The organism is Pantoea allii, from assembly GCF_002307475.1.
Classification (GTDB): Bacteria; Pseudomonadota; Gammaproteobacteria; order Enterobacterales; family Enterobacteriaceae; genus Pantoea; species Pantoea allii.
In genome coordinates, this window is record NZ_NTMH01000022.1 from 1 (window position 1) to 21394 (window position 21394).

General features: G+C 53.2%; 26 protein-coding genes. 3 read left to right on the forward strand and 23 right to left on the reverse strand.

The genetic code is table 11. The features are described 5' to 3' along the window. The 11 genes from CMR03_RS07180 to CMR03_RS07225 form a co-directional block, all read right to left on the reverse strand. The coding region (locus tag CMR03_RS07180; protein WP_208625010.1) for a phage tail protein at window positions 1-615 on the reverse strand (615 nt) is incomplete at its 3' end. Continuing rightward, window positions 612-1220: a phage tail protein I gene (locus CMR03_RS07185; RefSeq protein WP_096011186.1), complete on the reverse strand. Its 609-nt coding sequence runs from the start codon at window positions 1218-1220 to the stop codon at window positions 612-614. The genes CMR03_RS07185 and CMR03_RS07180, both read right to left, overlap by 4 nt. Further along, window positions 1213-2121 carry a baseplate assembly protein gene (locus CMR03_RS07190; protein WP_063877292.1) on the reverse strand — a complete coding sequence of 303 codons (909 nt, stop codon included), beginning with the start codon at window positions 2119-2121 and terminating at the stop codon, window positions 1213-1215. Before CMR03_RS07190 ends, CMR03_RS07185 begins: the two co-directional genes overlap by 8 nt. A 3-nt stretch (window positions 2122-2124) precedes the next feature. Then, window positions 2125-2475 carry a GPW/gp25 family protein gene (locus CMR03_RS07195; protein WP_063877293.1) on the reverse strand — a complete coding sequence of 117 codons (351 nt, stop codon included), beginning with the start codon at window positions 2473-2475 and terminating at the stop codon, window positions 2125-2127. Beyond that, on the reverse strand, window positions 2472-3056 hold the full coding sequence (locus tag CMR03_RS07200) for a phage baseplate assembly protein V (protein WP_063877294.1): 585 nt from the start codon (window positions 3054-3056) through the stop codon (window positions 2472-2474). Before CMR03_RS07200 ends, CMR03_RS07195 begins: the two co-directional genes overlap by 4 nt. A 92-nt stretch (window positions 3057-3148) precedes the next feature. Continuing rightward, complete coding sequence (locus CMR03_RS07205; protein ID WP_082875143.1) at window positions 3149-3619, reverse strand: phage tail protein; 471 nt, start codon at window positions 3617-3619, stop codon at window positions 3149-3151. Further along, a complete protein-coding gene (gene lysC / locus CMR03_RS25475; protein ID WP_244181346.1) occupies window positions 3549-3824 on the reverse strand; it encodes an Rz1-like lysis system protein LysC in 276 nt (91 codons plus the stop codon). The genes CMR03_RS07205 and lysC overlap by 71 nt, the downstream gene beginning before the upstream one ends. Next, window positions 3706-4140, reverse strand: coding sequence for an Rz-like lysis system protein LysB (lysB, locus tag CMR03_RS07210; protein WP_063877296.1), 435 nt, complete (start codon window positions 4138-4140; stop codon window positions 3706-3708). The genes lysC and lysB overlap by 119 nt, the downstream gene beginning before the upstream one ends. Further along, window positions 4137-4646 (reverse strand): lysozyme, encoded by a 510-nt coding sequence (locus CMR03_RS07215; protein WP_063877297.1) that lies wholly within the window; start codon window positions 4644-4646, stop codon window positions 4137-4139. The genes lysB and CMR03_RS07215 overlap by 4 nt, the downstream gene beginning before the upstream one ends. Continuing rightward, complete coding sequence (locus CMR03_RS07220; RefSeq protein WP_096011187.1) at window positions 4630-4854, reverse strand: HP1 family phage holin; 225 nt, start codon at window positions 4852-4854, stop codon at window positions 4630-4632. The genes CMR03_RS07215 and CMR03_RS07220 overlap by 17 nt, the downstream gene beginning before the upstream one ends. 5 nt (window positions 4855-4859) lie before the next feature. Beyond that, complete coding sequence (locus CMR03_RS07225; RefSeq protein WP_063877299.1) at window positions 4860-5063, reverse strand: tail protein X; 204 nt, start codon at window positions 5061-5063, stop codon at window positions 4860-4862. 382 nt (window positions 5064-5445) lie between these two features. On the opposite strand from CMR03_RS07225, the gene CMR03_RS07230 reads away from it, so the two are divergent. Continuing rightward, complete coding sequence (locus CMR03_RS07230; RefSeq protein ID WP_096011188.1) at window positions 5446-5712, forward strand: hypothetical protein; 267 nt, start codon at window positions 5446-5448, stop codon at window positions 5710-5712. 72 nt (window positions 5713-5784) lie between these two features. On the opposite strand, the gene CMR03_RS07235 is transcribed toward CMR03_RS07230, so the two are convergent. From CMR03_RS07235 to CMR03_RS07255, 5 genes are all read right to left on the reverse strand, one after another. Further along, a complete protein-coding gene (locus tag CMR03_RS07235) occupies window positions 5785-5976 on the reverse strand; it encodes a hypothetical protein (protein ID WP_063881030.1) in 192 nt (63 codons plus the stop codon). A gap of 206 nt (window positions 5977-6182) precedes the next feature. Continuing rightward, window positions 6183-8279 carry a replication endonuclease gene (locus CMR03_RS07240; RefSeq protein ID WP_244181343.1) on the reverse strand — a complete coding sequence of 699 codons (2097 nt, stop codon included), beginning with the start codon at window positions 8277-8279 and terminating at the stop codon, window positions 6183-6185. Beyond that, window positions 8276-8503 (reverse strand): TraR/DksA family transcriptional regulator, encoded by a 228-nt coding sequence (locus tag CMR03_RS07245; protein WP_096011190.1) that lies wholly within the window; start codon window positions 8501-8503, stop codon window positions 8276-8278. The genes CMR03_RS07240 and CMR03_RS07245 overlap by 4 nt, the downstream gene beginning before the upstream one ends. After that, window positions 8503-8721 (reverse strand): DUF2732 family protein, encoded by a 219-nt coding sequence (locus CMR03_RS07250; RefSeq protein WP_063877303.1) that lies wholly within the window; start codon window positions 8719-8721, stop codon window positions 8503-8505. Before CMR03_RS07250 ends, CMR03_RS07245 begins: the two co-directional genes overlap by 1 nt. Before the next feature lie 68 nt (window positions 8722-8789). Beyond that, on the reverse strand, window positions 8790-9170 hold the full coding sequence (locus tag CMR03_RS07255; protein WP_096011191.1) for a hypothetical protein: 381 nt from the start codon (window positions 9168-9170) through the stop codon (window positions 8790-8792). Window positions 9171-9596: 426 nt separating this feature from the next. Here CMR03_RS07255 and CMR03_RS07260 point away from each other — a divergent pair, with 426 nt between their 5' ends. Further along, a complete protein-coding gene (locus CMR03_RS07260; RefSeq protein WP_063881031.1) occupies window positions 9597-10181 on the forward strand; it encodes a phage repressor protein CI in 585 nt (194 codons plus the stop codon). Window positions 10182-10420: 239 nt separating this feature from the next. Here the strand turns inward: CMR03_RS07260 and CMR03_RS07265 are convergent, their stop codons facing one another. The 7 genes from CMR03_RS07265 to CMR03_RS07290 all read right to left on the reverse strand — a co-directional run bounded on the left by CMR03_RS07265 (window position 10421) and on the right by CMR03_RS07290 (window position 18377). Next, entirely contained in the window at window positions 10421-11278 is an 858-nt protein-coding gene (locus CMR03_RS07265; protein WP_063877305.1) for a ketose-bisphosphate aldolase, read from the reverse strand. A 3-nt stretch (window positions 11279-11281) separates the two neighbouring features. Further along, the gene (locus CMR03_RS07270; protein WP_063877306.1) at window positions 11282-12691 is read right to left on the reverse strand and encodes a PTS fructose transporter subunit IIC; all 1410 of its coding nucleotides are present in this window, start codon (window positions 12689-12691) and stop codon (window positions 11282-11284) included. Between the two features lie 21 nt (window positions 12692-12712). Next, entirely contained in the window at window positions 12713-13186 is a 474-nt protein-coding gene (locus tag CMR03_RS07275) for a PTS sugar transporter subunit IIA (RefSeq protein WP_096011192.1), read from the reverse strand. Next, a complete protein-coding gene (locus CMR03_RS25480) occupies window positions 13179-13745 on the reverse strand; it encodes a BglG family transcription antiterminator (RefSeq protein WP_257469655.1) in 567 nt (188 codons plus the stop codon). The genes CMR03_RS07275 and CMR03_RS25480 overlap by 8 nt, the downstream gene beginning before the upstream one ends. 21 nt (window positions 13746-13766) lie before the next feature. After that, complete coding sequence (locus CMR03_RS25485) at window positions 13767-14684, reverse strand: BglG family transcription antiterminator (RefSeq protein WP_244181344.1); 918 nt, start codon at window positions 14682-14684, stop codon at window positions 13767-13769. Between the two features lie 203 nt (window positions 14685-14887). Then, the gene (locus CMR03_RS07285) at window positions 14888-16366 is read right to left on the reverse strand and encodes a SulP family inorganic anion transporter (RefSeq protein WP_063877309.1); all 1479 of its coding nucleotides are present in this window, start codon (window positions 16364-16366) and stop codon (window positions 14888-14890) included. A gap of 466 nt (window positions 16367-16832) precedes the next feature. Next, window positions 16833-18377, reverse strand: coding sequence for a methyl-accepting chemotaxis protein (locus CMR03_RS07290; protein ID WP_096011193.1), 1545 nt, complete (start codon window positions 18375-18377; stop codon window positions 16833-16835). A 1011-nt stretch (window positions 18378-19388) separates the two neighbouring features. Here CMR03_RS07290 and CMR03_RS07305 point away from each other — a divergent pair. Then, window positions 19389-21317: a methyl-accepting chemotaxis protein gene (locus tag CMR03_RS07305; RefSeq protein WP_096011196.1), complete on the forward strand. Its 1929-nt coding sequence runs from the start codon at window positions 19389-19391 to the stop codon at window positions 21315-21317. Window positions 21318-21394: the final 77 nt, after the last annotated feature.

The following is a 21394-nucleotide window of genomic DNA, read 5'->3' on the forward strand; positions in this document are numbered from 1 at the left end:
CAAACCGAGGTTTTTGAGAACCTCCGCCACCAGCCCCGCATCTTTAATTTCTGCCAGCGCTTTAGCCGTTTGCAGATACTGGCTATGAGGATTGGCCGCATCGACGTGCTTCTTCATCACGTCGTCAGTGTAGGCTTTCACCTCGATGACGTTGTCATCCACATACTGGCGCGTGGCGAGCACAACCGAAGGATCAATCTTCAACGTAACGGCACTGGTGCTGTTCACAATCAAAATCATGCGTACGGTCTGGGTACGGCCACTGCCTTCCTGCAGCTGTGGCTTGTAGGTTTCCGCGCAGTTCGCGACGGCAACCATTACGCCATCGGCGTCATAGAGACCAATCTCGCGAATCCAGAAGCCGCCTTCGCCTTCAGGGATAATCTGTTCAGCGATAATCTGGCTGCTGTTCACGGCATCCACCTTCAGTGAATTCAGCGCAGCACGGCGTTTTTCGCCAACCAGTTTGGTCTGCGCAGGGTCCGGCGTTGGCAAAGTGCCGCCGCCATCACCCACCGCCATTTGGGTAATCTGCAGTTGGGTACCCAGGGCTGCGGCATTGGCCAGCTTTGCCGCGCCCTGATTGGTCAGTAGGGCAAAATATTTCGTTGTCATGCTCTCACTTCCGTCAGGTCAATAAGATGGACCGCTGCGCCGGTGTAACCGGAACCGCCTGCGGTGATAACTTCAGGTGTATAGGGATAAACGGTTAGCTCGTCGCCGCTGTAGCTGGCAACCGCTACGGGTACAGTCCCCGTAGAATCCAGATTGATGGACAGGCCAATCAAATGACGGCTGACCGGTTTGGCATCAGCAATCAGCCGTTCCAGCTCGTTGTACATCGCTTCGGTAATGCCGTTGTCCAGCACGCCGACATCAATGCGAAAGGTGCCGGGCGCTTCATTGGTTTGCCACCATTCTTTAATGCGAATCAGATAGCCAAGCGGCTCCACCACACGGCGCAAAGAGCCAATGGTCCCTTTGTGTTTATGGATGTATTCCGATGCAGCCACAACGCTGCGTTTGGTACTTTCGCTCCAGCCTGAATCCCAACGATCCACTGACCAGGCCCATGCCAGATAAGGCAGTAGCTCTACCGGGCAGGTCTGTGCATTCCATAATCTGCGCAGCGGAACCGGGATGGACTCCAGCGCTGCACAGGCTTCAGCCGCGGCAACTTCCAGGGCTGATGAACCCGTTGGCAGCAGGCGTTTACTCATCGGACCCTCCTACCGTGATCTGGTAGCCGGTGCAGAACGCGGCCTGGGTTTTATCCAGCACCACATCGGCCACCGGCTGCGCCAGTTCGACGCGCTGCACGCCTTCAACATGCAGCGCGGCATACAGCGCAGACTTGCGAATATCGCGCCCTAAACGTGCCTGGGTGTTCACGAACGCCTGCAGTTTTGCCTCTGAAGCGGCACGAATAGGTTCGGCTTCTGGCCCCGGATAGAGGTACAGCGTGGCCTCGACGCGGTAATCCACAATCTGTGCCGACTGCACGGTGACCCGATCGGCAACCGGACGAACATCTTCCTCATTCAGCGCGGCATCCACGATCGCCAGCAGGTCCGTGCCCGCCGTGCCATTACCTTCGCGGGACAGCACCGTAACGGTGACGCTGGCCGGGGAGGGACTGATAGCAGAAGCATCCGCCACGCGCCCGTCAGCGCTGCGTGCATGAAATTCATAGGCACCCGATGGGCCCGCGACGCTCAGCCCTTCAAACGCGGCGGCAATGCGGGCGCGAAAATCTTCATCCCGCTCCATCACCGCCTCCACAGGCGGCGTAACTGTGTTATCTGCCGGCGTCAGTACCAGGCGAAGTACGCCGTTGTTGGCACCCAACTGGTCCAGATCGCTGCCACTGGCCCAGGCAACCATCACCGCCTTGGCCGCTTCGTTAACGCGCTGGCGCAGGATGATCTCCCGGTAAGCATTCTCCTGCAGGAGTTTCACCAGCGGGTCGGACTCCAGCGCCAGCACCCGGGCAACCGATGCCTGCTCATCTGCAGGGTAGAGCGAAATCAAGGTGGCTTTGCGTTCGGCAAGCAGCGTTTCATAGTCCAGCGTTTCCACCACGGTTGGCGCAGGCAGCTGGCTCAGATCGATAGTAGGCATGATTCAACTCACAGGGACGGTTAACGAAAAATCCTGCGCGGTGTCCGCACGGTTGCCGGTGATTTCCACCACCATCCCGCCGTCAAACGCAGATTCAAAATTAATGGCAGTCAGGCTGATGCGCGGCTCCCACTGCAGAATCGCCATATAACAGGCCGACATGATTTGCAGGCGCAGCCGGTCGTTCTGCGGCTGGTCGATCAGCGCCGACAGCAGTGAACCGTAGTTACGGCGCATCACCCGCGATCCCAGCGGCGTCGTCAGAATGTCACGCACAGACTGGCGGACATGTTCAAGTTCAACCAGCGTCATGCCCGTTTCGCGGCTCATGCCGGTGTAGCGTGCTGTCGTCATAATGGCGCTCCTGTGGTACCACCGCTGTCGCCCGGATGTTGATGCGTATGCAGCACTTTGCCGTTGGAGGCGAAACTGCCGCCGCTGTGCGACACATCGCCCTTCATGGTGCCGCCCTGTGTGACTTCCAGCGTGGCGGTTTTAAGTAACGTGGTGCACTCCACCTCTGGTGTATCCAGCAGGATTTTGACGGCCGCTTTAATGGTCGCCGTCTGAATCCCTTCGGCTTTCAGGGTGCCGGTTGCAGGCTCATACTCAATAACCGCGCCATCAGGGAAGGAATAGTGCAGCGCATCTGCCGAGGCCGAGGGTGCCGGGCTGGCGTCAGAGAACACGCCGGGTAACACAAAGCCGCTGTTCAGCTCGCCACCCAGACTCATGATCAACACCTGCTCGCCCACCGAGGGTGCATTCCACGAACGGGTTCTTCCCGCCCGGGCACTCAGCCAGTGCAGCCAGTTGGTGGTGTTATCTCCGGTTTTTACCCGGCAGGTTCCCTCCTCCAGATTGATGGCGGCGACGGTGCCAATGCGGACCATATTGCGCAGCAAGCGCTTGATTTCTAATATTTGCTCATTCATGGCGTTAGTTTCACGTTGCGAGAGAAAAGCAGCAATCGAATGCCGTTTGCTCAAAGATGACTAAACAGCGCGTCAGCTGATAACGGTTGGCGCTATGACGTCCATTCACTGACCAGCTTGCCTTTGATGTAGAGCTGCCAGGGCCGCTCTACATTTTCTGGCAGCGCAGGTTCCGGCAAATGAGTGATGTGTAACGCGTCATTCTGCTGCTCAACCCAGACGCGTTCGGTCAGTTGCAGAGTGATATTCACCCTGTTACGCCCTTCTTCCATCGCATCGAGAGTAAAGGTAAAGCCGGTGCGGCGCTTCTCATCAGAAACCATGATGTCGGGCTGATTTTCCCGAAGCCATGTCAGCAGCGGAACCATGATCAGATCGATATCATCGGCGTAGTGCGTAATGGTGACAGCCAGCTGGAAGTGGTATTCAAACGACAGCGAGCTGGCTAAGGTGGAAACCAGGTTTCCGGACTGAATCGCTATATTCAGGTTGTCAGGATTTTGCTGTAGCAGCGGAACGCTGTTTATCAGCACCTGGCGTAGTTGGTTCACTTTCAACATCATGCTGCTCCTGGCACGCTTTAATCATCTCTACCTGCAACCCGCATGATGCGAGCGCAGCCTCTAACTGGCGGTTATCCGCCGCCAAATCACCCTGCGTTTGCAGGTTGTTCTCCGGAATGGGGCAACTTGTCACGCGTGGACAACCAGTCCAGATAATCTCGGGCATTGCTGAAGGCGGGACGGCTGTGCAGCCGGATAACGTCAGCAGGCAAAGCAGCAGCGCTCCAGGCACGTAAAGCGGGATTGGCATCGGTTTCTCTTCTGATGGTTGTTTCTCGATGGAGCGCCTGCGCGCTGGCCTGGGTTTGTTGCAGACGCAACGCCGCCTCACGTTTTCGGGTGGCTTGCATATCTGCATTGAGCTGAGCCAGTGCGGTGTCCCGACGGCTAATGTCGGCGGCTAACGTACTGACCCTGTGCTGTGCCTCATCCCGTTGATGAGTCATGACGCTGAGCCGCCAGCCCGTTAACACCAGGGCGCTAAGCAACAGAGCGATAGCCGCTGCAACCAGTCGCATCATGCTGCTCCTTGTAAACACCAGGCCATTTCACGCTGGCGGCGGTTATCGAGGCCCGGGTTGTAAGTCCCTTTGACATATACCCACCGCTTAAGCTGCAGACAGGCGTCGTGCCAGCGCCCGCTGTTGATCAATCCCGCCAGCGTTGATTTACAGGCCGCGCGGACGCCCACGTTAAAACCAAATGACACCACCGCGTCGTAGACCTGGGGCGGCATTTCACGCGTCATGCACTGGTCGATGCCGCGCTCAACGCGCATGACGTCATACACCAGATTCACGGCGGCCTGGCGCTCGTTCACCACGCTGGTCGGGGTAACGCCCTGCGTATGACCAATCCCGTTGGTCCAGACGCCAGCGCTGCATTGATAAGGCGAGGTGCGGCAGCCTTCGGCATCGGCAATCAGCCTCAGGCCAGCGTCAGAGGTTTTCAGCATCTTGATTTGCGGTACCAACGCGGCCATGGCCAGCACGGCCGCGACCGCACAACGCTTAGCGGTCTGGCTCAAAACTTAACCCCTTTAGGTTGCGCTGTTGTAGCTCGAAGGTTTTGCGACGGTAGTACCAGTTGATAAAAAACGTCGCGACATTGGTGCACATGGTCAAAACGGCGACGCCAGAGCCAACCATAAAGGCGATATCCTGCGGTGTGTGACGACCAAACCACATCAGGACAATCCCGATGAGGTAATTAATCAGAGAACTGATTTTTTCCATTGGCACTAATCCCACAGATTGAGGGTCTCACCGGTTGCCGCCTGAGGCAGCTCCGGTAACACCACCTTGCATCCGTGCGGTAACGTTGGGCCGTTTTCTGCCAGGCCGGGATTGGCGGCATAAACCTGTTCAACCGCCTGCTGCGTGCGTCCGTAATAACGCCAGCAGATCTCATCGACGGTGTCTTCCTGTCGTGCGTAAATCAGCATTGATTGGCCCCTTATGAGCGTAAAAGCCGTGGTCGAATGGGTGATAAATCAAGCGCATCCGCTGTAGGCGGTGCCGGGCGTCAAAGGCCCGATCGGGTCTGCGAAAACCTGTCTTCAGCATTGAATCGTCAGGCCACAAAACGCCCGATAAATGCCACTACCGGATAACCCGAGCGGTGCCATAAACGTGGGGGATTTGCTCAGCGCGGCCTGTACGGTTTTTCACGCCTGCCGTCGCCGGCACTTGTCAGGAGTAGTGTGTGCTTCAGCAGACGCTTGCTCAACGCAAGGCCGTCCGCTCAAGGCTGGGTGGGCAGGACGTGGAGGGAATGGCTGGATAACCCTGCTGAAAGGCGGAAAAAGGCCGGGATGCGGTGAACGCATGAGCGATGACCCGCAACGATCGAATGCGGTCAACAGGCAGAGGAAAGTCGCCGTGATAAAAGGCAGGGCAAATCGGGAACAAAAAAAGCAGAGCGACAGGGAACCGGCGAACGCGAAGAAGGAGCGGCAGCAATCAATGGATGAGGCAGCGCATAAAGGCAAACGGCCGGGCCAGATGGCTTTTCTGTGGGTGACAGCACTGGGTATGAAAAGGGCGATGCACGGTGGCGCATTCCAGGTCGGTGTAGCGGTTGCCCGCGCCTGAACCCTCTCTTCCGTTGAGATGGCTCAGGCGACGGGCAACCCTGCTGATGTCACAGTGAAAACGTCGCCGTCATTATTTTTTTAAAGGCGTAGCCGAGAAGACAACAGAAAAGTGGTTATCGGAAAGGGTGTAGTTAGCAGCGATTTCGGCGATCAAATTTAACGCTATTTCCCTGTCTCGTTCCCGGCAGGCTCCTTCGCTGGTGAGCCTGGCGATAAGTTCAACGCGTTCAAGCATGACTCGCTCATGTAATTCATTTCCCACAATTCCCTCCCCCAAAATAAACACTGTACATACATACAGTAGCATAGCATTCATTAACTGTGGAAGCGTTTTAAGATAGTTCGTAAAAAATTATATCGTGTTGATAGGAATCAACTTTTATCCGACCACCTGGCAGACAGGTTGGTGCCTGCTCCTGCCAGAAGCGTAAGAAAAATCAATAGATTTTCTTCATTTACCCCGTAATTCTACGGAATTTTCACCCCTCTTTTTTCGTCAGGTCCCGGCTGAGGCAAGATCCTGCACAATGGCTGAACCGCCGGTAAAGCATCGCTTCCGTCACTGAGTAAACGCGTGCCGCTGACAGGTGCAGACGTGGACCGACATCTTAGCCAGGGGTGCCCTCCTCCTTTTTTCTCCCCACGCCGGTCGTCTGTGCGCGGCGCATCTGATAACGGGCGACGGAAGAAGAGGCGGTCTGCCGGGTCCGTACAGTTATTAACAGAACTCCAAGACAACAACGCGGAATGCGATTTTTCGCCGTCTTCTTCTTCAGCACGTTTGGGCACCAGCTTCCAGGTTTTCAGCCGGGTCAAAATGGGCGTGTCGACGCCGACAGCTGTGGCATACACGCCCTTAATTGACTGGGTTTCTTCACCAAAGGCATTGCAGATTTCGGCGGGCTGATACCAGGTGCGCACCGCAAGCGCATCGCGTTTCACAAAGGGACCGCCCTGTGCATGAATATATTCCGCCCATTGACCGGCGTCAGCCGCATCATGCACCGCTGCAAATTCCACGCTCAGGCCATGCGCGTTGTCACTGTCTGCCAGACGGCGCAGCTCACGATAAACCGTTACGGGCGCGCCACCGATAAACTGAAACTGACGGATGTGCCAGCGCGCCGCCCATGCTGACACCGCCATCGCCGTCTCCTTCAGGGGTTTACCGCTCTCGTTATCCAGCTCGCCGTCCAGCGCATAGCCATCAATATTCTTGGAGACGTATTTGGCAACGTAACCGGTCGCGCTCCCTTTCGCCGGATCGATCGCCTCCACATGAAACCGGGCTTTGCGTGCCTTTGCGCTGGTCAGTTCATCGCTGTCCTGCTGGCAGGCGTAATGGCGCACGATCTCATCTACGCGAGCGACGTGCTCAGGGCGCATAAACATCAGCATGTGCCAGTGAGGCGTGCCATCGTGATGCGGCTCCGCAACGCGCAACCCAAAAATACCGATATTTTCCCGGTGCAGTTTGGCGCGCACTTTCTGCCAGAGCGTGCAGAGATAGCGCTGTGTTTCTGCCGGGCTGGCCCCCTGCCATTTATGATTACGGTGGCCGCTCTGTAAGGTGGCGTGATAACAAGACGGCGCGGTTAAGGTATAGAAGCCGGCCCGGAAGCCCATCTCCTGACAAATCGTTTCGAAGCCCCGGATGCGCGTCATCAGTTCAGCACGACGAATGGCCGGATTGGCGACGCTGCCGTCATATTTTTCGATCAGGCTGATGCGATTGCCCTCTTCATCTTCAAGATCCATCCCCTGAAGGAAATCACGCGTACGCCGACGCTGCTCGCGCCATTCCGCCACCGCCATCGGGCTGGCGTAAGGCGAGTGCTTTTTGTTGACGTTCGCCAGCGCGATATGCAGGTGTTCTCGCCAGAAGGCACTGATTCGACGCAGTTGCCCTTTCCACCATTTTTCCGCCTGCATACGCAGAATGGCCGAGGTCACGTCTTCAGGGCAGAATACGCGGGCGCTGACGGTTTCCCACAACGGCGGCATCTGGCCCAGTTCACGGGTAATCACAGCCGCCGTCATATACAGACGGTGGGTATAGCGGTAATCGGTTTCAGCGCTGGCCTGGGAATGCAGTTGCACCAGCTCGGCATGAATAAAACGGGCGATATCGCCCGCCAGCAAATCGGTGTCGGCACGGGACATATCCGGCAGGCGATTAAACCGTTTCATCAGCTCCCACAGCGTGCCCGCGGCTCTGGCGGCGCCTTGCTGGCAGGACAGGCTGCGGGCTAACTGTGCGACAACGCCCGGCCGCATATCATGCAGTTGATAACGTCGGTTCACAGACTCAACGCGTGGCAATGTGCGCTCAACAAAGGTTTTTGCTAAGTAAGCATTGGCCCGGGCTGTGCCCTGCTGCTGTTCCAGACTGGCGAGACGGCGTTTGACGTCCAGTTGCACAATGCGGGCCTGGGCAGCGAGGCTTTTCTGACCCTGCAGCCACGCCGCTATCTGGCGATTGCGGTGCTGCTGCTGGTCATGGGTAGGATACGGGCTGGCGATTGCCAGCCGCGGGGCGTTCCATGGGTAAGCGAACGACATCATCGTGCATGCCCGAAATGAAGGCGCGTTCTTAACTCGCTGAGTTCCTGACAAGGCAGGCAGCGGGTTACGCCCTGGAGCGCGCGACGACGCGCTTCAGGAATCGGCGCATCGCACTCTTCACAGAACGACGCACCGATCGCCACAGGACGTTGCGTAACCTGAGCAATATGCTCCGCCAGAATCTCTTCGCTGCGCTGCTGCGCAATATCAATCGCATCCGCCATCAGCGCATCTCTCCTGATTCGTTTTCATAACGTTCAGCCTCAGATCGCAACAGCTCTGCGGCTTCAATGCCGTTTAACGTCTGCCGCGTAATATGCGATGCCATGGCGCTTAACCGCTTAGCCACCGCCAGCGCACAGGCTTTACGCTCGTTATCGAGCAGTTTGTTCAGAGTAAAGTGGCTCACGTTGTTCATTGAATGTGTCTCGCTATTCATCATGTCTCTCTCCAGATTTTGGGCAAAGCAATACCCGACGGGTTTACGTCATTGAGTGGTGGGTGATTTATTTATTCAGTCAGAAAGCAGTCAGCCGTGGAGAACTGACGCGGCAACCTGTTTCCCCAGCGCGCCAGCTTGTTCATCGCAATAATGATGTGCTCACGGCGTGCCTGGTCGAAATACTGGAAGGGCTTGCCAATCTCCTCCCGCCTGAACATGCCCGGACAGTCGCGGTTAGCCAGGGTTAATACGCAAAATTTAAAGTCGTCATGTTGATGATTGAAATAACGAAGCGATGGATTTCGGTTGTTATCGCGCAGCAACCGCCAGCGCTGACGGAACTCATCAAACGTCATTTTTTCGCCGTGACTGGGGTGATCCGCCGTGAAACCCTCCTGAGCATTCAGAGCGGCAGGTGACTCACTTATGACCTGGACGGTGCGGTTCATAGGCTCCTCCGATAAACGTTGCATCTGCTGTTGATGACAAATCAATGTCATCGACGAGGTGACTGTCGCCTGTGATGGGCGGCGGCTTCGCGCCTGTCTCATCCATCACGTTTGTTAAGCATTAAGCGAAACGACAGCGTTCTGCTCACCGCGATTCATCCCGCTTCTTAAACTGCGCATTTCCGCTGCAACAGCGGCCTGAGCGCGGTTCTTCTGAGTAAAACGCCCTTTTACGCGGCATTCAGCCTGTCCTGACTGCGTTAACCCTGTGTCTCAGTGTGGCGATAAGGTTCTGGCATGATGATTGTAAAAATGAGCCTCATCAGGCAAAATCCTTCGTTATCAGATACAGCCGCACCCTGTCACATCATTCAAAGGCTAACTTAAACCGGAGGATACTTAGACTAAATCTAAGTGTCAATGAAAATGAGCGTTTATACTAATTTCAAATTTCCGAACTCGAGCGCAGAAGCTCTGGATCGCGTCGTCGATGCCTATGGCTTTACCATGAAAATGCAGCTTGCAGATCACCTTGGAATTGCGGCAAGTAGCCTGTCTGCGCGCTATAAACGTGATGTTTTTCCGTCGGATATCGTTTTACAGTGCGTGATGGAAACCGGTGCAGATTTGCAGTGGCTGATTACGGGCAAAGGCTCAAAATTCTCGGAAAGCAAACCTGATACGCCGACGCTGGTTAGAAAAAAGCTAATCAGCGGAAAAATCGAGGAAGCGGGCTATGTGATGCTGGATAAAGCGTTATACGCACCGCTGAAGCAGGAGCCGCGTAATGCTTTTTTACTGTTAGCGGAAACCACCCAATACATCATTGATACCGATTTTGAAGATATGCATGACGGCGTCTGGTTGGTTGAAATTGAAGGGACCGCCAGCGTCAGGACGCTGACGCGCATTCCGGTCAGGAAAGTGCACGTCAGCGGGATAGGCGTGGCATTTGATTGCGGAATTGATGACATCAGGCTTATTGGGCGCGTCGTTCTGACGATTCAGTAAACCGGCTTATTGCGACCTGCAACGTCTTATCACTGTCAACGCGTTGCCGACAGAATGCGACATCACGCGGGCCGCCTGCCTCAGGCCGCCCGCCCATAAAAAACAGCTATCCGTTCACGGCTGCCAGAACGAACAGCCGCCCGCGCAGCGGCTGCTTGATCACCGCTTGCGTTTGCTGCGCCTGGGGCAATACAGGTGTTAACCACCGCCTGCGCATCCAGAGCGACAAGCGTTAACGGTTAATACAGCCCGGCTTTCCCCACAGAAGAGAAAAGCCGCATCTTGTGCTCCACCACGGCTTTGGCCGCCGCCATTGGACGGACGTACAGCGCGCTGGGCTCATGCCCGTTTGACTGCAACTCTTCCTGTAGCGCGACGTAAAACGCCTTTTTCATATCGCTGGAGATATTGATTTTCCCCACGCCATACTTAATCGACTCCGCGACCTCGCTGTCTTTGTTACCCGAGCCACCGTGCAGGACCAGCGGAATCGTCAGCCGCTGCCTGATGGCTTTAAGACGGTCAATATCCAGTACCGGCTGTTTACCGACAGGATACAAACCATGTGAGGTGCCAATGGCCACGGCCAGCGTATCTACCCCGGTTTCTCTGGCAAACCGCTCCGCCTGGTCGGGATCGGTGTAAAGAATTTCACTGTGCCCCCCTTCCGCGCTCCCCTCTGCCACGCCAATCGTACCCAGCTCGGCTTCTACCGAGACGTTAACTTTGTGGGCAATGGCGGTGATATCGCGCGTCAGGGCGATATTCTCTTCAAACGGCAGGCCGGAAGCATCGATCATCACCGAGGTATAGCCGGTGCGGATGGCGGTTAAGATATGCTCCAGCGTCTGGCCGTGATCCTGATGAATAACTACCGGCACGGAGGCGTTAACAGCCAGCTCTCTCAGATAGGTGATAAAACTGTCACCGACAAAAGCGTGCTCTTCGGGATGCACTTCCAGGATGACGGGAGATTGCAGGGATTCCGCCACCTCAATCACCAGCCGGGCAAACTCAGCGGAGGCGATGTTAAAGGCACCGACGCCAAATTGATTGTCCTGTGCCACCTTCAGTAACGCTTTCATATTAATCAACATAATTCACTCCTGCGGTAAATGTTGCGGATGATCTTTCTTAATCACTCTGAGGATCAGTGCGGTAAACAGCGCACCGGCGAGAATGGCAAACAGATAGCCTGTGACGTGCGTAATGACGTTGGGTATGAACATCACGAAGATCCCGCCGTGGGGCGCGCGGGAAGCACAACCGAGCATCATCGACAGTGCCCCGGCCAGTCCCGAGCCGGCAACGATGGCAGGAATAACGCGTAGCGGATCAGCGACCGCATACGGAATGGCACCTTCGGTGATAAAAGAGAGGCCGAGCACATAGGTCACCTTGCCGGTTTCGCGCTCCTGAGGACTGAATTTCTTTTTAAAAAGCGTGGTGGCAAGGGCAATGCCCAACGGAGGAACCATGCCTGCGGCCATACATGCCGCAATGGGCTCGTAGATTCCCGTCGACATCAAACCAATCGCGAACATACAGACGGTTTTGTTGAGCGGCCCGCCCATATCGAAAGCCACCATCATCCCGATAAGCAATCCGAAGATAGCCGCATTGGCATTTCCCATATCGGTCAGAAAAGCAGTCAGACTCTGCAACAGCAGCTTGATGGGTTGGCCGACCACCAGAATCATCAGCGCACCGGTCAGGAACACGCTCAACAGGGGCACAATCAGAATGGGTTTGAGTCCGGCAATGGCGGTGGGCAGGTTAATGTACTTCACCACCAACAGCGTGATATAGCCGGCCATAAAGCCCGCCAGTAACGCACCCAGAAAACCCGATCCGGTGTGAATGGCCAACATGCCGCCCACCGCGCCCGAAACAATGCCCATGTTGCCGCTAATCGACTTGCTGATACCCAATGAAAGAATCGGCAGCATTAACGCAAAGGCGGCACCGCCGCCAATATCGGCCAGCATTTTTGCTATCGGGTTATAACGGGGATCGCCAGGCGTTGCCGCGGTAATACCGAAAGAGAAACTCAGGGCAATTAAAATACCGCCCGCGACAACAAAAGGAATCATCAGGTTTACACCTGTGATCAGATGTACATAGATGCTCGACAGGGTCGTTTTTTTGTCTTTTTCCCTGCCCGGTGAGGTCGCGTCTTGTGGCGTGACGGTGCAGATTTCTCCGGTTAAGGCACCCGACAAAATGTCGTCCAGCAATCCAGCGGCATCTCTGGCCGCGCGGGTAACCGATACGGTAATAATGCTTTTACCGATAAAGCGGGAGCGATCAATCATTTTATCCGCGGCAATAAGAACGATATCGGCACGTTTAATATCGTCTTCCGTAAAAATATAGTCGCTCTCAACGGCACCCTGTGTTTCAACAAGGATCGTGATTCCTTTTTTCTCGGCGCTCTTTTTTAAATTGGCTTCCGCCAGATAAGTGTGTGCTACGCCTGTGGGACAGGCGGTAATCGCAATAATATTCATTATTTTCTCCCGGTGAAAGGCTTACCCCTGGGTGTTATTGACTAATAAATTAAACAACTCCTCTTTCGTTTCTGCGTTTAGTAATGCCTCGACGACATCATCATCGCCAAGCGCAATCGAAATTTTCGCCAGGAGTTTTATATGCCCGGCGCCGCTGTCCGCTTCTTTCACCGCAAACAGAATCACCAGCCTGACGGCTGAATCGTCCATGGTTTCCCATTCAACGGGAGAGGCCAGTTTGGCTACCGCTATTCGGGTTTCATTGACCCACGGTGATTTCCCATGCGGAATCGCGATTTGATTTTCGAATCCGGTGGAGCCTAATGCTTCACGTAGCATGACATCGTGAATAAAACCGTCTTTATTGCTGATAATATTTAATTCACACAGGCTTGCCGTTAATTTCTCAATAACCTCGTCTTTATTTTTGGCCTCAAGATTCATAAAAACACAGGCCTGATTTAACAGATCGGCCACTACGATTTTATTATGCATCCGTTCCTCCGTTACCATGACTGTCTTTATTAAGGCACTCCATCACCCGTAAAATGTCTCTGTTTGAAAACAGGGCAGAAACATAGGCAACGGGATGTTCAGTCTCTTCAAGCCTGATGGTCGAAATAATTAAGTCGCACCTGGCTTTCTTAATCGCTTCATTCAGACGGGCACCCGGCACAATGTCGACGATCTCCCATTCCGGAAAGGCGCGGCTGATTCGGCTGGAAAGCAGCTGAGATGTGCCAATGCCGCTGGAACACACCAGCATGACGCGTTTCGTCGCATGACACTTTTCTAACGCGTTCTGGATATAAATGGTCAGATAGGCAATCTCATCATCGGACGCCGTTGGCAGCCCCCACTGTTGATTAAGCTGGAATGCGGCCTGTTTGACGACGTTAAACACCGCGGCAAACTCTTTACGTATCTCATCCAGCAATGGGTTATGAATAACAATGCGGTAGGCCAGACGATTAAGCATGGGCTTCACATGCGACACCAACGCATTAAGCAGCACGCTGTCGCTGCAAATATTCTTTTTTAATAAAGAAGACAGCCGCGTTGTTAAGGTGGTGGCTTAGTTCACGGCGTCTTCGTCATAGTGCGTTGAGGGTTGAAAACCGGCGCTAAACGGATGCCGACCAGACGAGATGAGATATTGATAAATGTAATGCACCTCTACTGGCGCGAAGGAGACCGCGTATTTTTCCTCAAGCCATCTGACCGCTTGCCGGGCGACTGACCATTCCTGATTGTTATAACCTGTCATGTCCGAATCCGTCGGCGTCGTTGGCGTGCCGTTAAGCGCTCTTTTTATTGTCACCAGTAGATGGGAAAACAGGTTGGTATAATAGGGTTCGCTGATTGAGCAGTGCAGCGCCTCTTCTATATAAGTGATGAGGTTAATACAGCAGGCCACATTGTCACTGCCAAATTCCTCCACCAGCTGAACACGCGAAAAACGATCGATGCGACTGTCGGCGACAGGGTAATCGCTCATCACGCTGAAGGTAATAATCTCTTTCAGCGCCAGACGAATATCCCGGTCGCTGCCGGTAATACAGGTTCCGCTATGGCTACGGGTAATGCTTAGTGAAAAGGGCGTTAACCAGACCTCAATTTTTCTTAAATCCGCCACGATGGAAGAGCGGCTGATAAAATATTTTTCCGCTAAGGCGCTCAGCGTTAGCGGTAATGGAGAACAGGTAAGCAGGTCTGTTGTGATGGCTACCAGCCTTTTATTCTTCAACAAACCTTTTACCTCTTCCCCATGCAGATCCACAGGCAGGGCAAAACCATTTTCCAGTAACAATCCCAGGCCGGGCTTACTGAGGATACGATTCTCCTTGTCGGTAAAATAGTGATTGACCGCATCCACGTCGCGCCGCAACGTACTGGCTGAAACGTTCAATGTCTGGGCAATATCCGTTGCCGAGCGCCATTCGCCCTGAGAAGCTAAAAGATTAATTAACGCCTTTTGTCTTTTTGTTAGCACGTTGACTCCCGGCTTCGCTAGATGGTCCAGATGCTCGGTCATTACCGTTATATCTGCCTTGTTCCGGTAGAGAAATACCAAACCATGGCGTTGATATGACCATAATAGTGAACAGCATGCTGCTAACCCGGTTCCATTCATGCAACATAGCGCTTGTCGAGAAGCGTCAGGATGAGCGGGCCTGAGCATCAGGCCCGGAACGGTTAATGCCCGCCAAAGACTTTTTCAACTTCTTCGGGTTTATCGTGTACGCCAAACCGATCGACTACGGTTTGTGTCGCAGCGTTCATGCCACGAATGTCTACATCTGCCCCAGCGCGGCGAAATTTAACCACCACGCGATCAAGCGCATTCACAGAGGTGATGTCCCAGAAATGAGCATGGGTTACGTCAATCACCACCTTTTCCAGCGTTTCCTGAACGTCAAAACAGCGCACAAAGCGGTCGGCGGAGGCAAAAAACACCTGCCCGGTGACGGTATAGTGACGGCACTCGCCTGTTCGCACTGAACTGACCGCCATAAAGCGCGCCACTTTGGTGGCAAAATTTAATGCCGCAATCAGCACGCCCACGATGACGCCAAATGCAAGATTGTGGGTAAAGACCACCACTAACACGGTGGCGATCATCACCACACTGCTTGAGAGAGGATGGGTGCGCAAATTCGCCACCGACCGCCAGGAAAAGGTGCCGACAGAAACCATGATCATCACCGCAACCAGGGCCGCCATCGGGATCTGAGAGACCCACTGGCGCAGGAACACCACCATCACCAGCAACGTAATGCCGGCAGTCAGCGTGGAAAGCCTTCCGCGCCCGCCTGATTTTACATTGATCACCGACTGACCAATCATCGCGCAACCGGCCATCCCGCCCATAAAAGAGGTGCAAATGTTGGCAATCCCCTGCCCTTTGCATTCCCGGTTTTTGTCGCCCGTGGTGTCGGTCATGTCATCAATGATGGTCGCCGTCATCATCGACTCCAGTAATCCCACGATGGCAAGGCCTGCGGAGTACGGCAAAATAATCAGCAAGGTATTCAGGTTAAAAGGCACATCGGGCAGCAGAAAAACCGGCAGGCTGTCAGGCAGCTTGCCCATATCGCCCACGGTGCGGACATCCAGATGCAGCAGCAGTGAGGCCGCGGTCAGTATCACAATACAGATCAGCGGAGAAGGCAGGGTTTTATCGACCAGGGGATACAGATAAATAATCGCCAGGCCCGCAGCGGTGAGCGCATAAACATGCCAGCTTACATGGGTAAGCTCCGGCAACTGGGCCAGAAAAATCAGAATGGCCAGCGCATTAACGAAGCCCGTTACCACCGAGCGCGACACATAGCGCATCAGATTTCCGAGTTTGCAATAACCCGCAATCACCTGAAGTACGCCGGTGAGCAACGACGCCGCCAGCAAATACGCCAGCCCATGCTCTTTAACCAGCGTAACCATAAGCAGCGCCATCGCGCCGGTGGACGAAGAAATCATCGCCGGACGCCCGCCAAAAAAGGCGATAACCACCGGAATACAGAATGCGGAATAGAGGCCGACCTGGGGATCGACACCGGCGATGGCAGAAAAGGCGATCGCTTCAGGAATCAGCGCGAGCGCGACAACAATACCGGCCAGTACGTCACCACGGACGTTCCCTAGCCAGTCCTTTCTCGTCGAGGACAGCAACATAGTTTTTTCTCAAATTTTGGATGCAGTTAACCCATAAGGGCAGATTTCAGACAGACAGAATCACATCCACAGACGGGATGTTAGTGATGCGCGTCCGGACAGGTTCAGGACGGCAAAGGAGGGGGAAAACTCAGGGTGGCGTAATACGCATAATGATTAAAAACTCCTTATCAGCATGGGCTGGCTGCAGCAAGGATCTGCAGTCACATTGCCATCAGTCATGTCAGGCAATGCCCCGTTCAGGGAGATACTCTACACAAAAAATCACCCGCACTGAAAGCCAAAATTTGCCTTAACGCCGGAAAAACACGGGTAAGCCGCAGGTAAAATTCCCGATAAGCCGTTGTAAAAATAATGTTTATTAATGTTGAAAACGGTGCCTGCCACAGGGCCATTTTCATCGACAAGGCAAAGCAAGGCATGAGTGAGCGGTTAGTCTGAGGTGACAAACCGCTCTGACGCGCAGCTATACCCTGAAGGCTTCAACCATCCCACGTAACGAATGTGCCTGTTCAGACAGGGATTGCGAAGCAGATGAAGACTCTTCAACCAGCGCGGCGTTGTTCTGGGTGACGCCATCCATCTGACTGACGGCAATACTGACCTGAGAAATCCCCTGCATCTGCTCCGACGAGGCCATTGAAATCTCGTCCATTGCCCCCGCAAGCTCGTTCACCATGCCAACGACTTTTAATATGCTTTCTCCGGTGCCCGCCGCCACATGCACGCCGCTGTCCACCTGCTCTACGGCGCGTTCGATAAGTTCCTTGATCTCTTTTGCTGCGGTGGCACTGCGCTGCGCCAGTGTTCTGACCTCGCCCGCAACAACAGCAAACCCGCGCCCTTCTTCACCCGCACGGGCGGCTTCGACCGCTGCGTTTAACGCCAAAATATTGGTCTGAAACGCGATGCTTTCAATCACACCCGTGATGTCGCGAACTTTGGTCGCGCTGAGCGCGATTTCATTCATGGTGTGGGACATTAACTGCACTTCTGACTCACCGGTGCGGGCCAGCGTTGCAGCATCTCTGGCCACGGTAGCGGTATGTTGAGCGCTGGCGGTGTTACTTTTCACCGTCGCGGTAAGCTGCTCCATACTGGCCGCCGTTTCCTGCAGGGCGGCGGCCTGCTGTTCGGTGCGCGATGACAGTTCAGTATTGCCCTGTGCAATTTCGTCGGAGGCGGATGCTACCGATCCCGCCGATTCTTTAATTTGCGTAACCAGGCTTCGCAGGCTGGTTTGCATGTTCGCCAGTGAGGCCAGCAGGCTGGTGGAATCATTATGGCGCAAGGTGACCGGGGCCGTGAGATCACCACTGGCAATGGCGGCAGACAGCGCCTGCGCCTGCGCGGGTTCGCCGCCCAACTGGCGCATTAACACGCGGGTGATGATGTAACCCGCCGCCACGGAAACCGCAACAGAAAGCGAGGCAAGGATCATTAAAATCAACGTTGCCTGACGGACGTTCTGACTGGTGCTTTCCACCGACTGCTCACTGTCCTCCATTTGAATATTGGTCATCTCCTTTAACGCGTCCAGCAACTGGCCCTGCAACGGCCTGACGGTTTTAATGAGATAGGTTACCGATTCCTGCTGTTTGTTTTGCAACCCCAGCTGTCCCGCGTGCTCCAGGGCCGCCAGAACAGGGCCTTCGCTGCTCACGATTTTATCGAAGGCTTCTCTGGCCTGCGGGGTTGAATCTTTTGCGACCATGGCGGCAAGCCGCTCCCGGTTATCGATATAGCGGGCTTTTTGCGTAACGATGCGCTGCCATTCTTTTTGCATCTGATCGGCTTCGTTGAGTAGTGCAAGGTTACGCACAATCACCGCCATATCGCGTAACCCACCGTACATATCCATACCCAGACGGTATTTCTTCATTTTGACATTGACGGCATCATCCATGCCGTTACGGGCATTATTCAGGCCAGTGTAGGCGACCGATGTGCATATAATAAACAGCGTAATTAACAGCCCAAAGCTGATAGTCAGGCGCGTAGAGATTTTCATTTGGAGTCCCTGTTTATGGTGAAAAACAGGTATCGGTTAAATTAAAAAAAACCCCAGTAAAAAAAGCATTAATAATAATTATAGAATAACAAGTTACTGATATTTATGATCTTTTATTAATTTATAAAAAAGTTTGACGGATATGATTTTATAAACTAATAAACTGTAATAAATAAACATATTTACAAATAACAAATTTATTAAAAATAGTTTACCCGCATGCTTTCAGTGCAGAAAAAATAATATCAAACTCATTTCTGCAGCATAATCGTTCGGTTTGCCGCGCTCATTACCGCGATTTGCACTGCCGGTGGCGTCTGAACGGTCAGGTAGCCCCTCAGCACCGCAGGATGTCGTACCAGCAAAAAAGGAAGATAAGCCCGCATCAGCACATGAAAACGGCAGGCTCTGTTGACCCCACGGCATCATCTTACCTAAGCGTTATGGCACAGGTTGTTATTGTTGGGTCGGCCCACAAGGTAAAGGGATCGCAGGGTACCAGCCGCGCGTCACGCCTCTCTTTTGACGGTAGAGAGACGAACGTAACGTGTTATCACTTTAATTTTTGCGTGGGCGCATGCTAGCATACTTAATAAATATTACTTTGAAATACACGCTGTAATTAAACGCGCGCATTATCGGCATGGCTTATTAAAACTTTAATATTTTTTATTTTTTGAGATCGTCGAGCGTATTTATAAATCACCCCCAACCCAATACCTATTTATGATTAGTAGAATAAGGCTGATAAAAACCGTTAATTTGGCTTAACCTCATCCAAAAGAAAATATTGTGCATTTCGATCATGGAAAATAACACGACGCATTCTATAATACTCTTCACTATGGAAAGTAGAATCTCCCCTGCGCGTTTAAACAGGCACATTACGTCTGCTTTTTTAAACGCAAATCCATGATAAATATGCATTCTTGTATCAGATTATAAAAAGACTAAAAAAATAATTTTTGATGAATTTCATCAAAAGACACCATTTCACCTGGAATTCAATTAATGAAAAATATTCTCGATAAAATCAGTTTACCGACAAAATTTCTGATACTGGGAATTTTTGCCTTGGTTTTATTTGCCTTACCAACCTATTTATTTATCCAGACGGGTAATCAGGCCATCGATGCTAAGAAACAAGAGCTGCAGGGCGTACCGGTCGAAAAAGAGATCCTGACTTTACTTAACCTGATTCAACGTCACCGCGCTGAAAGTGCGATTGCTATTTCACTGAATAAATATGATAACGCCCCACGCCTGGAACTTGCCGCTCAGATAGATGCGCAGACTACGAAAATCGCCGCTGAGTTACATCAGTATGATACTCATGCCCAGCCGACCCAGCGTTTTGATGAGGTCAAAACAGCCTGGTCGCAGCTTCAGCAAGACGTCTCGTCTGGCAAACTGACACTCGCCACCAGTCTGTCACGCCATGCTCAGGTGATTCAGAACTTACTGGACACTAATCAAGATATTCTGGATCTGTATGGCCTTTCTTTAGATGCAGACCTGAATACTTATCAACTTATTATGAGTATATATGGCAGGTTGCCTGAGTTAACCGAAACCCTCGGACGCATCAGGGCCGCGGGGACATCCGTGATTGCAGCGGGTGATAAAGCATCAGAATCCGCACGCGGTGCTATGGAATACCAGATTGACGGTGGCAAAGCGGCGCTGGAAAAATTCAGCAACGTATTGAATAAAGCGTTTGCCGTCGAGCCGGATTTAAAATCGGAATTCAGCCCAATTGCCATTGATGCCTATCAGCGTTCAGCGAACGTCCTTAACATGGCCGATGGCGTGTTTATTGCAAAAAATGTTCAAATTACCCCAGTAGAGTATGTAAAAGCGTTTACCCAGGCCATCAACACCTATAACGATCTTGGCGTTAAACTGAGCCTGCAACTGGGTAAAACACTTAACGACCAAATCGATCAGCGTCGTCAGTCACAATATATCTTGTTGGGCGCACTGCTGGCCGTTGCGTTACTGGCAATATTTGTGGCGATGATGATTAGTCGTTCCGTTACCCGCCCGGTTAAAGAAGCCGTTTCGCTTGCCAGTAAAGTGGCGGCGGGTGATTTAACAACTGCGATAACCGTGTCGGGTAAAAATGAGATTGCTGAATTACTGAATGCGCTGGCACAAATGCAGCAGCGTCTTTCTCATCTGGTGTCGAATATCAAAAATAACGCGTCAACCATTGCACATTCCTCTGAAGAAATTGCGATGGGTAATAACGATCTGTCTTCCCGCACTGAAGAACAGGCGGCTTCACTGGCAGAAACGGCCGCCAGCATGGAACAGCTTTCTTCCATCATTAAGCAAAATGCGGATAACACGCGCTACGCGTCTGATATGGCAGTATCCGCAACCAGCGCTGCCCTGAAGAGCGGCGAAGCGATGACCTCCGTTATGGCGACAATGCAGAAAATTCGCAGCAGTTCAGGACAAATAGAAGAAATCACATCGGTGATCGACAGTATTGCCTTCCAGACAAATATCCTGGCGCTCAACGCGGCTGTTGAAGCCGCGCGCGCGGGCGAACTGGGCAAAGGTTTTGCCGTCGTCGCCGCTGAGGTGCGGGCACTTGCACAGCGTTCTGCCAGCGCAGCGAAAGAGATCAAAGGCTTGATCGAGCAGTCCGTTGTGCAATCGAATGAAGGTTTAACGCTGGCGCAGGACGCTGGCAGCAAAGTGAAACAAAGTGTTGAGGCGATTGAACAAACCTCCCAGTTGATCCGCGATATTTCATCGTCTTCTGAAGAGCAAAGCAGCGGCGTGAGCCAGATTAATATTGCGGTCAATCAGATGGATCAGGTGACACAGCAAAACGCCGTTCTGGTTGAACAGTCAGCCTCTTCTGCGGATGAACTGGCAAAACGAGCCGGTGATTTGCGCGATATGGTGTCTGTATTCCGTACGGCCTAAAGGCGTCTCTCTTTACACTGCCGCCCGCGTTTTACCCACGCGCGGGCAATTGGTTAACCATTGCCCGGCAGAGTCCG

Excerpts from the sequence above, each read along its gene's own strand:
- CMR03_RS07185 (WP_096011186.1), bottom strand. The coding sequence starts at position 1,220 with ATGAGTAAACGCCTGCTGCCAACGGGTTCATCAGCCCTGGAAGTTGCC.
- CMR03_RS07190 (WP_063877292.1), bottom strand. The coding sequence starts at position 2,121 with ATGCCTACTATCGATCTGAGCCAGCTGCCTGCGCCAACCGTGGTGGAA.
- CMR03_RS07195 (WP_063877293.1), bottom strand. The coding sequence starts at position 2,475 with ATGACGACAGCACGCTACACCGGCATGAGCCGCGAAACGGGCATGACG.
- CMR03_RS07200 (WP_063877294.1), bottom strand. The coding sequence starts at position 3,056 with ATGAATGAGCAAATATTAGAAATCAAGCGCTTGCTGCGCAATATGGTC.
- CMR03_RS07205 (WP_082875143.1), bottom strand. The coding sequence starts at position 3,619 with ATGATGTTGAAAGTGAACCAACTACGCCAGGTGCTGATAAACAGCGTT.
- lysB (WP_063877296.1), bottom strand. The coding sequence starts at position 4,140 with ATGATGCGACTGGTTGCAGCGGCTATCGCTCTGTTGCTTAGCGCCCTG.
- CMR03_RS07220 (WP_096011187.1), bottom strand. The coding sequence starts at position 4,854 with ATGGAAAAAATCAGTTCTCTGATTAATTACCTCATCGGGATTGTCCTG.
- CMR03_RS07225 (WP_063877299.1), bottom strand. The coding sequence starts at position 5,063 with ATGCTGATTTACGCACGACAGGAAGACACCGTCGATGAGATCTGCTGG.
- CMR03_RS07230 (WP_096011188.1), top strand. The coding sequence starts at position 5,446 with ATGAGCGATGACCCGCAACGATCGAATGCGGTCAACAGGCAGAGGAAA.
- CMR03_RS07240 (WP_244181343.1), bottom strand. The coding sequence starts at position 8,279 with ATGATGTCGTTCGCTTACCCATGGAACGCCCCGCGGCTGGCAATCGCC.
- CMR03_RS07245 (WP_096011190.1), bottom strand. The coding sequence starts at position 8,503 with ATGGCGGATGCGATTGATATTGCGCAGCAGCGCAGCGAAGAGATTCTG.
- CMR03_RS07250 (WP_063877303.1), bottom strand. The coding sequence starts at position 8,721 with ATGATGAATAGCGAGACACATTCAATGAACAACGTGAGCCACTTTACT.
- CMR03_RS07255 (WP_096011191.1), bottom strand. The coding sequence starts at position 9,170 with ATGAACCGCACCGTCCAGGTCATAAGTGAGTCACCTGCCGCTCTGAAT.
- CMR03_RS07260 (WP_063881031.1), top strand. The coding sequence starts at position 9,597 with ATGAGCGTTTATACTAATTTCAAATTTCCGAACTCGAGCGCAGAAGCT.
- CMR03_RS07265 (WP_063877305.1), bottom strand. The coding sequence starts at position 11,278 with ATGTTGATTAATATGAAAGCGTTACTGAAGGTGGCACAGGACAATCAA.
- CMR03_RS07270 (WP_063877306.1), bottom strand. The coding sequence starts at position 12,691 with ATGAATATTATTGCGATTACCGCCTGTCCCACAGGCGTAGCACACACT.
- CMR03_RS07275 (WP_096011192.1), bottom strand. The coding sequence starts at position 13,186 with ATGCATAATAAAATCGTAGTGGCCGATCTGTTAAATCAGGCCTGTGTT.
- CMR03_RS07285 (WP_063877309.1), bottom strand. The coding sequence starts at position 16,366 with ATGTTGCTGTCCTCGACGAGAAAGGACTGGCTAGGGAACGTCCGTGGT.
- CMR03_RS07290 (WP_096011193.1), bottom strand. The coding sequence starts at position 18,377 with ATGAAAATCTCTACGCGCCTGACTATCAGCTTTGGGCTGTTAATTACG.
- CMR03_RS07305 (WP_096011196.1), top strand. The coding sequence starts at position 19,389 with ATGAAAAATATTCTCGATAAAATCAGTTTACCGACAAAATTTCTGATA.